This is a genomic window from Paenibacillus monticola, from assembly GCF_009664975.1.
Classification (GTDB): domain Bacteria; phylum Bacillota; class Bacilli; order Paenibacillales; family Paenibacillaceae; genus Paenibacillus_AQ; species Paenibacillus_AQ monticola.
Map to the genome: position 1 here is coordinate 16928 of NZ_WJXB01000022.1, position 12150 is coordinate 29077.

Annotated in this window: 12 protein-coding genes; 11 read left to right on the forward strand and 1 reads right to left on the reverse strand. The window is 47.7% G+C overall.

The genetic code is table 11. The annotated features are described in order from the left end of the window. Positions 1-246 precede the first annotated feature (246 nt). The 7 genes from veg to GJB61_RS30090 all read left to right on the forward strand — a co-directional run bounded on the left by veg (position 247) and on the right by GJB61_RS30090 (position 5896). The gene (gene veg / locus GJB61_RS30060; RefSeq protein ID WP_154122696.1) at positions 247-522 is read left to right on the forward strand and encodes a biofilm formation stimulator Veg; all 276 of its coding nucleotides are present in this window, start codon (positions 247-249) and stop codon (positions 520-522) included. A gap of 150 nt (positions 523-672) precedes the next feature. Then, the gene (locus GJB61_RS30065) at positions 673-849 is read left to right on the forward strand and encodes a small, acid-soluble spore protein, alpha/beta type (protein WP_154122697.1); all 177 of its coding nucleotides are present in this window, start codon (positions 673-675) and stop codon (positions 847-849) included. Between the two features lie 180 nt (positions 850-1029). Next, entirely contained in the window at positions 1030-1884 is an 855-nt protein-coding gene (ispE, locus tag GJB61_RS30070; protein ID WP_154122698.1) for a 4-(cytidine 5'-diphospho)-2-C-methyl-D-erythritol kinase, read from the forward strand. A 74-nt stretch (positions 1885-1958) separates the two neighbouring features. Next, positions 1959-2786: a pur operon repressor gene (gene purR, locus GJB61_RS30075; RefSeq protein WP_239713861.1), complete on the forward strand. Its 828-nt coding sequence runs from the start codon at positions 1959-1961 to the stop codon at positions 2784-2786. 216 nt (positions 2787-3002) lie between these two features. Next, positions 3003-3290, forward strand: coding sequence for a septation regulator SpoVG (gene spoVG, locus GJB61_RS30080; RefSeq protein ID WP_020425826.1), 288 nt, complete (start codon positions 3003-3005; stop codon positions 3288-3290). Between the two features lie 165 nt (positions 3291-3455). After that, complete coding sequence (gene glmU, locus GJB61_RS30085) at positions 3456-4856, forward strand: bifunctional UDP-N-acetylglucosamine diphosphorylase/glucosamine-1-phosphate N-acetyltransferase GlmU (protein WP_154122699.1); 1401 nt, start codon at positions 3456-3458, stop codon at positions 4854-4856. An 86-nt stretch (positions 4857-4942) separates the two neighbouring features. Then, the gene (locus GJB61_RS30090; RefSeq protein ID WP_154122700.1) at positions 4943-5896 is read left to right on the forward strand and encodes a ribose-phosphate diphosphokinase; all 954 of its coding nucleotides are present in this window, start codon (positions 4943-4945) and stop codon (positions 5894-5896) included. Between the two features lie 191 nt (positions 5897-6087). On the opposite strand, the gene GJB61_RS30095 is transcribed toward GJB61_RS30090, so the two are convergent. Then, positions 6088-6288 carry a hypothetical protein gene (locus GJB61_RS30095; protein ID WP_154122701.1) on the reverse strand — a complete coding sequence of 67 codons (201 nt, stop codon included), beginning with the start codon at positions 6286-6288 and terminating at the stop codon, positions 6088-6090. A 124-nt stretch (positions 6289-6412) separates the two neighbouring features. Between GJB61_RS30095 and pth the strand changes: the two genes are divergently transcribed. From pth to GJB61_RS30115, 4 genes are all read left to right on the forward strand, one after another. Next, the gene (gene pth, locus GJB61_RS30100) at positions 6413-6973 is read left to right on the forward strand and encodes an aminoacyl-tRNA hydrolase (protein ID WP_154122702.1); all 561 of its coding nucleotides are present in this window, start codon (positions 6413-6415) and stop codon (positions 6971-6973) included. A gap of 90 nt (positions 6974-7063) precedes the next feature. Then, positions 7064-7294, forward strand: coding sequence for an anti-sigma-F factor Fin family protein (locus GJB61_RS30105; protein WP_154122703.1), 231 nt, complete (start codon positions 7064-7066; stop codon positions 7292-7294). Between the two features lie 130 nt (positions 7295-7424). Next, the gene (gene mfd, locus GJB61_RS30110; RefSeq protein WP_154122704.1) at positions 7425-10949 is read left to right on the forward strand and encodes a transcription-repair coupling factor; all 3525 of its coding nucleotides are present in this window, start codon (positions 7425-7427) and stop codon (positions 10947-10949) included. Continuing rightward, positions 10936-11994 (forward strand): peptidylprolyl isomerase, encoded by a 1059-nt coding sequence (locus GJB61_RS30115; protein ID WP_154122705.1) that lies wholly within the window; start codon positions 10936-10938, stop codon positions 11992-11994. The genes mfd and GJB61_RS30115 overlap by 14 nt, the downstream gene beginning before the upstream one ends. Positions 11995-12150 lie beyond the last annotated feature (156 nt).

The following is a 12150-nucleotide window of genomic DNA, read 5'->3' on the forward strand; positions in this document are numbered from 1 at the left end:
CATGATAGTAAGTGCCGCTAAGCCCCTAACAGGGGCCTAAGAAAGGATGAGCCATGGGCTCGCCCTTTCTTTTTTTTGATCAGGGATCACAGATATTACTTATAACAAGGCCATTAACAAGACTTTGCTATCTTCAAAAAAAATTCCGTTGACAACTTTTTTTGCATCATCTATAATTATTTATTTGATTTGACAATGCTTGTAGAAGGTTGTATAATGGACAAGGAAAGAGGTGGTCGTCAGGTAATGGCTAATAACGCGCTGTTGGAAATTAAACGCAGTCTCGACGCTCATGTCGGTCATAAGATCACGTTGCGTGCAAACGGTGGTCGTCGCAAAACCGTTGAACGTACCGGTGTCCTGGAAGAAACGTACCCTTCTGTATTTATTGTTAAACTGGATCAGGAGCAGCAAACCTTCAAGCGAGTCTCCTACAGCTATGCCGATATCCTTACCGAATCTGTGGAAGTTACAGTTTGTGAAGATGATGGGCAGATGCGGATTATGTATATTAAAGCTTAATGGTCTACGAGCAGCCTCCCTTGCGGATGGCTGTTTTTTGCTGTAATAACCTCTTGCGGGAAGATAATTGGTGTATGAACCTTGACCGCAACAAGCATACTAAACGGGCAATGAGTTCATCATCTACTTACCGTGAGGAGGGATTCTATCATGAGCCGGAGAAAACGGGGCGTGATGTCAGAAGAACTGAAGACGGAGCTGGCTAAGGAGCTTGGTTTTTACGAAACTGTGGAACGGGATGGCTGGGGCGGAATCAGAGCACAGGATGCCGGGAATATGGTGAAGAGAGCGATTCAGCTTGCTGAACAGGCCGCACGGAAATCGTAAACATTTGCATAAAAGAAGAATGTAAATGCAAAGGATGCTATCCTAACAAGATAGCGTCTTTTTACTGTATATGGATTCTGTGATGAGTTTTTCTTAAACTTCCGAATGGACTTAGTTACCCGTTTCTCATATAATATGTTAAGTTGTTTTTACGGGAAAAGTTGAAGGTGGGTGAACGCCTTGAAAATGTATGAGAAAGCGCCAGCTAAAATCAATTTGATGCTGGATGTGCTTCACAAACGGGCTGACGGATTTCATGAGGTAGAAATGATTATGACCATGGTGGATCTGGCAGATCGTTTAGAGCTGTCAGAGCTGCGGAGAGATTCAATTATAATATCAAGTCAAGCTGGATATATTCCACTGGATGAGAAGAATTTGGCTTTCCAGGCGGCGAGGCTTATTAAAGACCGCTATAATGTTCAGAGTGGGGTACATATTCATCTGGATAAAAGAATACCGGTAGCTGCCGGCCTGGCTGGCGGCAGCAGTGATGCCGCGGCTACGCTGCGCGGGCTCAATCGGCTCTGGCACCTGGGAATTCCCATGCAGGAGCTACAGGAACTGGGCGCCGAGCTGGGCTCGGATGTCCCGTTCTGTGTCACTGGCGGCACAGCCTTGGCTACAGGCCGTGGTGAGAAGCTAACCCCGATTGCTAACCCGCCGCAATGTTGGGTTGTGTTGGCAAAGCCGCCAATCAATGTATCGACGGCTGAGGTATACGGACGCGTCCGTAGCAATAACATTGTCGTGCATCCGTCAGCACGCGAGATGCAGGATGCTATCGAAGCTGGGGATTTTGGCGCTGTGTGCAACAGACTGGGCAATGTGCTTGAGGATGTGACCTTAAAGCTGCACCCGGAGGTGCAGCAGCTCAAGGAAGCAATGGTTAAGCTCGGCGCAGATGGTGTGCTAATGTCTGGCAGCGGACCAACTGTATTCGGTCTGGTGTCCAAGCAGTCCAAGGTAGCAAGAATCTATAACGGGCTGCGCGGATTTTGCAAGGAAGTCTATGCGGTGCGATCGCTTACTTAGCATGATCTCTTGTATAAACCCGTACAAAAGTGATATATTTTTCTATAATATTCGGTTTTGGCGAGGAGCATTCCGTGAAGAAACTTAAAAGAAGTCAGCGTTTGGTAGACATGACCCAATTTTTACTCGACAAGCCGCATGACCTGCTGCCGCTGTCTACATTTGCTGAGCGATACGGAGCGGCCAAGTCATCCATCAGTGAGGATTTGGCAATTATAAAAGAGGTATTTGAAGGCGAGGGTATGGGCGAGCTGCAGACTTTGGCTGGAGCAGCAGGTGGAGTTCGTTATATCCCGAGGATGCCCAAAGAGATGGCATTATCCTTCGTACACCGTTTGTGCGGACAATTGGAACAAAGTGACCGGATTTTACCGGGTGGTTACTTGTATATGTCAGACCTGCTTGGACTTCCGTCTTTAATGGAGCAGGCGGGAAAGATCATCGCGACCGCTTTCCATGGAGTGGATATTGACGTGGTCATGACGGTGGAGACTAAAGGGATCCCACTAGCCTATGCGACGGCTGCTCAGCTTGGACTGCCTGTAGTGTTGGTACGCCGTGATCATCAGGTCACAGAAGGCTCGGCAGTAAGCATAAACTATGTATCTGGATCACATAAGAGCATTCATACGATGTCACTGTCCAGACGGGCGCTCAAGGAGAAATCACGGGTACTGATTGTGGATGACTTCATGAAAGCAGGCGGTACGGTACGTGGCATGGTTGATCTGCTTGGTGAGTTCAATGCGGAGGTTGCTGGCGTAGGGGTATTGGTGGAATCAGGTGCTGTTGAATCAGAGGAACGCCTATTGCATGACTATGTTTCTCTTGTGAAGCTTAATGAGGTGGACTCTAAGGTACGGCGGATATCAGCGTATCCCGGGAATTATTTCTCCTCTTAACTATTGGAACGTCACTGTTCTATCTTTTCAAAAAACGAGAAGATTGTCGAATCCCACAGGAATACTTAGAAAAGCGCGCGATATCTGTCGAAATCAATGGATACTAAAAAATAATCTTCTTATATAGGCATTTTATGGAATTCAAAAGAAGGAATTCGCTTTGCTGTGTGGAATTATACACCAAGTCTCTGATGGAAAAAGGTGGTGAACACACACATGCAAATTACGGATGTAAGACTCCGCCGCGTCAACTCTGAGGGGAGAATGAAAGCAATTGCATCCATTACAATCGATAACGAGTTTGTTGTTCATGACATTCGCGTGATCGATGGTAATAACGGGATGTTTGTTGCAATGCCCAGCAAGCGTACACCGGACGGCGAATTCCGCGATATCGCACACCCGATCTCTTCGGGAACACGCGAGAAGATTCAATCCGCGGTTCTGGCCGAGTACGATCGCGCCGCAACGGAAGAAGAAGAGGTCATCGAAGAGGGAGCTTAGTATAAGCGTACTCTTCTGAGACAGCTGCCCTTTGGGCGGCGTATGGTCATGCCGTTTTTTATTGGGGTTCGAAGAAAAGGGAACCATGCCTTAATGGTTCTCTTTTCTTTTTGCCCGGAATGAGATATATTCAGTAGTGAGTTCAAGAGTAGGAGGTTGGCATTCTTGAAAAGAATGGCTGTTGTACTTGCCGCAGGCCAGGGCAAGCGTATGAAATCTAAATTATATAAGGTGCTGCACCCCGTTTGCGAAAAGCCGATGGTAGGGCACGTGCTTGATACAGTAAAAGCGACCGGATGCCAGCGCATTATTGTTGTTGTCGGACATGGTGCTGAGAAGGTTAAAGCCTATGTTGGGCAAGAAGCGGAATATGTGTTGCAGGAGACTCAGCTCGGCACCGGCCATGCTGTCAAACAGGCAAAGGATCTACTCGGTGGCGAAGAGGGAACAACGGTTGTTGCTTACGGTGACACTCCGCTTATTACCCCGGAGACGCTGAAAGGATTAATGGCGCTGCATGAAGAGCGTCAGGCATCTGCTACTGTACTGACCGCAGTGATGGACAATCCAGCTGGATTGGGACGAATTATACGCAGCGAAGATGGCGGCTTGATGAAGATCGTCGAGCAGAAGGATTGCAATGCCGAAGAAGCAGCCGTACTCGAGATTAATACGGGTATATACTGTTTTGATAACGCCAAGTTGTTCGCCGCGCTGGAGAACGTAACTCAGAACAATATGCAGGGTGAGTATTACTTAACCGACGTTATCAGCATTCTGCGGGAACAGGGCGATCTTGTTCTGGCATTTCAGACTAAGGATGCCTCGGAGTCCATTGGTGTTAATGACCGTCTGGCCTTGTCAGAAGCGGAAGGTATTATGCGTCAACGCATCAACCGGCATCACATGCTGAATGGTGTGACGATTATCGATCCTGCCTCCACTTATATTGGGGCGGATGTAATCATTGGAACAGACACCGTTCTTTATCCCGGCACGTTTCTGAAAGGCAAAACCGTGATCGGTGACAATTGTCTGATTGGCCCCTCCAGTGAAATCGAAGACTGCCAGGTTATGGACGGAGCAGTAATTAAGCAATCCGTACTGAATCAGGCACAAGTCGGCGCACGGACTACCGTTGGGCCTTTTGCTTATTTACGTCCTGGTGCTGTGCTTGGAGAAGAAGTAAAGATTGGTGATTTCGTGGAAATCAAGAACGCCACCATTGGTGACGGCTCAAAGGTGTCTCATCTTAGCTATATCGGGGACGCATCCGTAGGCAAGAATGTGAATGTTGGCTGTGGTGCGATAACCGTCAATTACGATGGTTATAACAAAGCTAAGACAACTATTGCTGACGATGCTTTTATCGGTAGCAATGTTAACCTTATTGCTCCAGTCACTGTTGGTAAGGGTGCTTTTGTTGTAGCCGGGTCGACGATTACACGTTCTGTTTCAGAGAATGATCTTGCTATAGCAAGAGTACGGCAGGAGAACAAACCGGGATATGCGGAGAAGATCCGCTCCCGTGCGAAAGCGAAGAAAGACAAGCCGGGTCCATCGTAAAGCGCTGCTATAAAGCGCCGGACGGACTTATATATCCGCGCCGGCGCCTTGGAAAGCTAAATTCCGTCACGGAGGGTTTATATTTTATGACTTATTGTGATTCCAAATTAAAAATTTTCACCTGTAACTCTAATCCTAAGCTTGCCAGCCAAATTGCTGACTACATCGGTATCCCGATGGGCGAATCACATACGACAAGTTTCAGTGATGGAGAAATTCAGGTCAAGCTGTCGGAAAGCGTCCGTGGCTGCCATGTTTACATCGTGCAGTCAACCTGTGGTCCGGTAAATGATAACCTTATGGAGCTTCTGGTTATGGTAGATGCACTCAAACGCGCCTCCGCGAAGAGCATCAATGTGGTTATTCCTTATTATGGTTATGCTCGTCAGGACCGCAAAGCGCGTTCCCGTGATCCAATTACAGCCAAGCTGGTTGCAAACCTGATCGAGAAGGCTGGCGCTCACCGTGTGATTACGATGGATCTCCACGCGATGCAGATTCAAGGTTTCTTCGATATTCCGGTAGACCATCTGTTGGGCGTGCCTATTTTGGCGCAGTATTTCCGTTCCAAGCAAATTCAGAATCCAGTGGTCGTATCGCCTGATCATGGCGGTGTAGTTCGTGCTAGAAAGCTTGCTGATTTCCTGAATGCCCCACTGGCGATTATCGACAAGCGTCGTCCGGAACCCAATGTCAGCGAAGTCATGAATATTATCGGAAACATTGAAGGCAAAACGGCGATTCTAATCGATGATATTATCGATACTGCCGGAACGATTGTACTGGGAGCCAATGCACTAATGGAAGGCGGCGTAAAGGAAGTATACGCTTGCTGTACTCACCCTGTATTATCTGGTCCAGCTCATGAACGTCTGGAGAATTCGCCGATTAAAGAAATTATCGTGACGGATACGATTCCAATTCGCAGCTTAAATCCAACATCCAAGCTCAAGGTGCTGTCCGTGGCTCCGCTTATGGGCGAGGCCATTATTCGTGTTCATGAAGAGCTGTCGATCAGCAAATTGTTCGAGATTGAATAAACTGCTGGTATAACAACAGCCTGTAATATATACATTCGCTAATAGCAAGAAGAAATGGGAAGCACCGTTTCTCGTAGAAATATTAAAAGGACAAGTTAAAGCATCCCTTTTAATATTTTTAAAAAGGGTTACATCCCCGTACACGGAGATGTAACCCTTATCGGCGTGATGCCGGTGGCTATCGTCTTGCTTCAATACCCGGGCCTGGAGATGAAGATGAACAGGCCGCGATTATAAAGGGTTCCCTGTAATTCAACAAAGCTTTCATCCACCGCTGTCAGAATACCAATATCAATGTGTACGTTGTCCAAGTAGATTTCAACAGGCACAGCATTTTGAATATGGTACTGAAAGTGGCGCTGAAGCGTCAAAATCTCGCCCTGATGTAACATGGCTCATCACCTGTCTTCGAATATAATTTCGGCCTACTTACTACAAGAGTATAGTCCATAAGACTTATTGTACCAAAAACGGACTTCTCCTGCCGGAGAGTCGGATGAAAGGGAAGGTTCGTCAATGAAATGGATTGTCGGCTTAGGAAATCCTGGACCGCAGTACGCCAAAACAAAGCATAATGTTGGCTTTATGGCCTTGGATGAGCTTGCGGTTAGACACGGAATATCCTTCAACCAGAACAAATGTAAATCTGTGATCGGTGAGGGTGTGATTGGTGGGGTCAAGACCGTATTGATTAAACCGATGACGTTTATGAACCTGTCCGGTGAAGCGGTTCGTGCATACATGGATTATTACAAAGTACAGCTTGAGGATATGATAGTCGTTTATGATGATCTTGATACAGAGATCGGGAAAATTCGCTTGCGCTATCAGGGAAGTGCCGGAGGGCATAACGGTATTAAATCTATCATACAGCATACAGGTACACAAAGCTTCAACCGGGTAAGGATTGGCATTTCCCGTCCTGAGCCTGGTTTTGCCATAGTGGATTATGTGCTGTCTACTTTCCCCAAGAAGGATGGAGATAAACTCAAAGAGATGATCATGGATACATGTGACGCTCTGGAGTTCAGCCTGCAGCATACATTTGAGCAGACGATGGCTAAATTCAACGGTTAATTAAATAGGGGAGTGGCTCATACCACTTCAGGCTAAAGATGGCGAAGCAGGGCATACTGAAGGTATATACTACCCTCAGGAGGCATATAGATGGCAATAAACTATGTTTGCAGGCACTGCCGGACATTTCTCGGAAGCATTAACCGAAGTGATGCTACGGAAATGCAGTTGGGCCTTCATTTCTTGACCCCTGCGGAACGCAGAGATATCATAGCGTATGATTCAGACGGCGAGGTCACGGTAAAGGTTACTTGCAATTATTGCAAGGAAGCCTTGGAGAACAATCCGGAACTCAGCCTGCTGTCCAGTCCGCTTCAGTAAGGTGGAAGCGCCTGTCTCTATCGTCATCCGCAAGCCTTGGCGTTACAGCTGAGGCTTGTTTTCGATTCCAATTATAATAGGTGCCGGCGGAGATTAGCCGGTAGCCTGTTCAGTAAGAGAGGTGCGCCTGTTGTTACAAGGTCTTATAGAAGCTTTTTCCAAGGATCCCGATTTTCAGTCAGTCACCCAAGGTATCGCTGCAGGTATGAAGGAACAACTCATATCAGGTTTATCTGGCTCCGCGAGACAGATTATGCTTGCGGCACTGCATGAACAGACTTCGCGTCCACTGCTGGTGGTAACGCATAATATGTTTTCAGCCCAGAAAATGGCTGATGATTTACAGGAAGCGCTTTCCCCGGAACGCGTACTGCTCTATCCTGCCAATGAACTTGTTGCCGCTGAAGCTGCCGTTTCCAGTCCGGAAACGTTGGCCCAGCGAATTGAGGTTCTAACAAAATGTGCTCAAGGCTTTCGGGGGATTGTTGTTGTCCCTTATTCCGGCGTACGCCGATTGCTCCCTTCCCCTCATGTGATGGCTCAGGCACAGCTTACGGTTACGCAAGATGGGACTCTGGAGCTTGAAGCTTTTTTGATGTCCATGATTGAGATGGGTTATGAACGGGTGGAGCGGGTAGAGAACCGTGGCGAATTGAGCGTGCGGGGCGGAATTGTTGATTTTTATCCTATGACTACTCCCCTGGCTTACCGGGTGGAGCTGTTCGATGATGAAGTGGACTCGATCAGAACTTTTGACCCTGTGGACCAGCGCTCTATTGATAAAGTGCGAAATGTGACTATTTCCCCCTCCAAGGAAGTTATCGCTGACAAGTCTCGTCAGGAAGTGGCGTCACAAGAAGCTTCCGTGCTGCTGGAGCGGCAGTTGGAGAAAATGACCGACCGGCAGGCGAAGATTCGTTTACGGGAAGAAATAGGCCGTGAATTGGAAATGCTGCGTGAAGGTACTTATTTTCCTGAAATCTATAAATATATTAGTCTTCTATATCCGGAACGTTCTCATTTATACGATTACATGGCGGAGGATACTCTGCTTATTCTTGATGAGCCGGCCAGATTGCTAGAAACGGCTAAACAACTCGAACGAGACGAGTCGGAATGGAACCTGCATCTGCTGCAAAACGGCAAAATGCTACCTGATATGCCGCTCTCTGTCGAAAGTGATGTAGTGATGTACCAACGTCCGTTTCAAAGCTTGTTTATGTCTATCTTTTTACGTCAGGTTCCGCATATTCAGCCACAGAACATATTAGGCTTTATCAGCCGTGGGATGCAGGATTTCCATGGCCAGATGAATGTGCTGAAGTCAGAGATGGAGCGTTGGCATAAATCAGGTGTGCAGGTAATAATGCTTGCCAATGGCGAGGAACGGATCGAACGTGTCCGTAGAATCCTATATGATTACGATATTGCTGAGCCCACCATTGTTCAAGGGAATCTGGGCTCTGGATTTGAGCTGCCGTCGATTCATTTGGCTGTGATTACCGAAGGAGAGCTGTTCTCTCAGAAGCAGAGGAAGGCTCGTAAGGTATCCAAGGGAATAGACAATGCTGAACGGATCAAGAGTTATACGGAGCTGAAGATCGGTGATTATGTCGTCCATCAGAACCATGGTATCGGCAAGTACATGGGTATCGGTACGCTGGAGGTCAGCGGCATTCATCGGGATTATATGCATATTCTCTACGCCGGTGGCGATAAGCTCTCTGTGCCCATTGAGCAGATCGATCTGATCCAAAAATATGTAGGCTCCGAGGAAAAGGAACCGAAGATATACAAGCTTGGCGGCAACGAGTGGACGCGGGTTACCAATAAGGTTCGCTCTTCAGTACAGGATATTGCTGACGACCTGATCAAGCTCTACGCCGAGCGGCAAAGTGCTTTGGGCTATGGCTTTGAGAAAGATACGCAAGAACAGCATGAATTTGAAGAGATGTTCCCTTACGAGGAGACACGGGATCAGCTGCGGGCGATTGATGAGATTAAGAAGGATATGGAACAGAACCGTCCGATGGACCGGCTGCTGTGCGGAGACGTAGGTTATGGCAAGACAGAAGTGGCGATTCGTGCGGCCTTTAAATCGGCGATCGAAGGTAAGCAGGTGGCTGTGCTGGTTCCAACGACTATTTTGGCGCAGCAGCATTATGAGACCTTCCGGGAACGTTTCGCTAATTATCCGCTTAATATTCAAGTGCTCAGCCGTTTTCGCAGTCGTAAGGAGCAGAATGAGACGATTAAAGGGGTGCGGCAGGGAACGGTAGATGTGGTCATTGGGACACACCGGCTTTTGTCGCAGGATCTAATCTTTAAAGATCTGGGTCTATTAATTGTCGATGAAGAGCAGCGCTTTGGTGTGACTCACAAAGAGAAGCTGAAGAAGCTCAAGACCAACGTAGATGTGCTAACCCTGACTGCAACTCCGATTCCGCGTACCCTGCATATGTCTATGCTCGGTGTACGTGATCTGTCTGTTATTGAGACACCGCCGGAGAATCGCTTTCCTGTACAGACCTATGTCGTTGAGCACAGTCAGACGCTTACCCGGGAAGCGATCGAGCGTGAATTAGCCCGCGGTGGGCAGGTCTATTATCTGTATAATCGCGTTCAGGGCATTCAGGAAATGGCCGCTCAAATCTCGATGCTCGTTCCTGAGGCACGGGTGGGCATCGGACATGGTCAAATGTCGGAATCGGAGCTGGAGAAGACCATTCTCGATTTTCTGGACGGAGAGTACGATGTGCTTGTCAGTACAAGCATTATTGAGACGGGTGTAGATATTCCTAACGTAAATACACTGCTCGTGCATGATGCTGACAAAATGGGCCTGTCGCAGCTGTATCAGCTGCGGGGACGGGTGGGTCGCTCCAATCGGATCGCCTACGCCTACTTCACCTATCAGCGGGATAAGGTGCTGACAGAAGTGGCGGAGAAACGCCTGCAGTCGATTAAGGAATTCACGGAGCTTGGCTCTGGCTTCAAAATTGCAATGCGTGATCTCTCCATTCGTGGAGCGGGTAATTTGCTGGGTGCAGAGCAGCATGGTTTTATCGCCTCCGTCGGTTTTGATCTGTATTCGCAGATGCTGGCCGAGGAAATCCGCAAACGCAAGGTGTCTGTGCTTGGCGAGGAAGATACATCGCTTAAAGAAGGCAACACGGTCATTGATCTGTCGATTGACGCCTATCTGCCTTCTGAGTATATTTACGACAGTATCCAGAAGATTGAGATTTATAAAAAGGTTGCGGCAGTTACCTCCTTTGAGGATGCCTCCGAGCTTGAGGACGAGCTGCTTGACCGGTTCGGTGAACTGCCGGAAGCTGTCATCAATCTCTTATCTGTAGCCCGTTTGAAGGTATATGGCAAAATGTACGGAATTGACTCCATGGTTCGACGCGGGGAAGAGGTAGCGCTTAATTTCTTCGAAGGTCGTACTGGAGCTTTTGATACAGCGAAGCTCGCTAAGGTTGGAAATCGCTTTGAAAGACGTGTGCAATTTGATAGGGAGTCCAAAGCGGCGATCCGGGTGAAGTCTAAAGGGCTTGAGGATAAAGAGCTGCTTGACTTGCTCGAACAATTTCTGGAAGCAATCAAACAGTCTTTTAAATCGAAGGGAGAACTACACAATGTCGTTAAATAATCAAAAAGCCTGGAAAGTGTTGCTCGTCTCACTAGCAGCAGCCGTTTCTTTCTCGATGCTTTCTGCATGCAGCAGTAAATCAGATAACGCCGAGGACAATAGCACAGCCGTAGCTACCTATACTGGCGGAACCATTACTGAAAAGGAGTTTGCCCTGGATCAAAAGATTATGAAATTCCTTTCTCCAGAACAGGCGCAGTATTTAGAAATTGATGCCTTTAAAGAGTCCATCCTGAAGCAGGAGGTCGCTTTTGAATATCTAGCTACCAAAGCAACGGATGAAGCCAAGAAACAAGCGGAGAAAGAGGCTGACGCTCAAGTAGCTTCCTTGAAAACGGGATTGGCTGACACTTATGAGAGTACACTTAAGGAGCAGGATCTTACAGAAGCTGACATCCATGCGTATATGTTACGCGTATTGACGGTTTACCAGGATATGCTGCTTAAAGTAACCGATGACCAGGTGACGAAAGAATTCGAGGCGACGAAGGGCGACTTTACAGTGTCCACGCTGCGCCATGTCCTAATAGGGTTAACCGATGCCAATAGCAAGGAACGCACCAATCCGGACGCGCTGAAGCTGGCTAAGGATGTAAAGGCACAACTGGATGCTGGTGCTGACTTTGCAACGATTGCCAAGAAATATTCGGATGATACCGGATCTAAGGATGCTGGCGGCGAATATAAGGACAAGGCCCTTGGCACCTATGTGGAGGAATTCAAAAAGGCTGCTCAGACCTTACCACTGAACACAATTAGTGAACCGGTAGAGACGACTTATGGGTATCACATTATTGAAGTGGAATCCCGTACGGATAAAACCTTTGATCAACTAACGGATGAACAGAAGGACGGCATTAAGAGTTCACTGGCTTCCAAGGGTCTGGAGACCTTTCTGGAGAAGGGCATGGATGATCTGAAGGTCGTTATCAATCTGCCAAAAAGCTCCGCTGCAGCAAATGAATCCGGAACAACGAACACTGGAACTGAACCTACGAAAGCTCCAAGTGCGGATGCACCAGCAGCTACAGAAGCTGCCAAATAAGCAGTAGCATATAGGACAAGCCCTGCCCCAAAGCCTTCCTTCACTCCAGAGTGAGGGAAGGCTTTTTCCTTTTTAGCGTTTATGTATAAGTAACTGGGAAGAGATGAATACTATGGTCAGATATTAAGATAAATCACTGGGATTAGCACTTCCCAT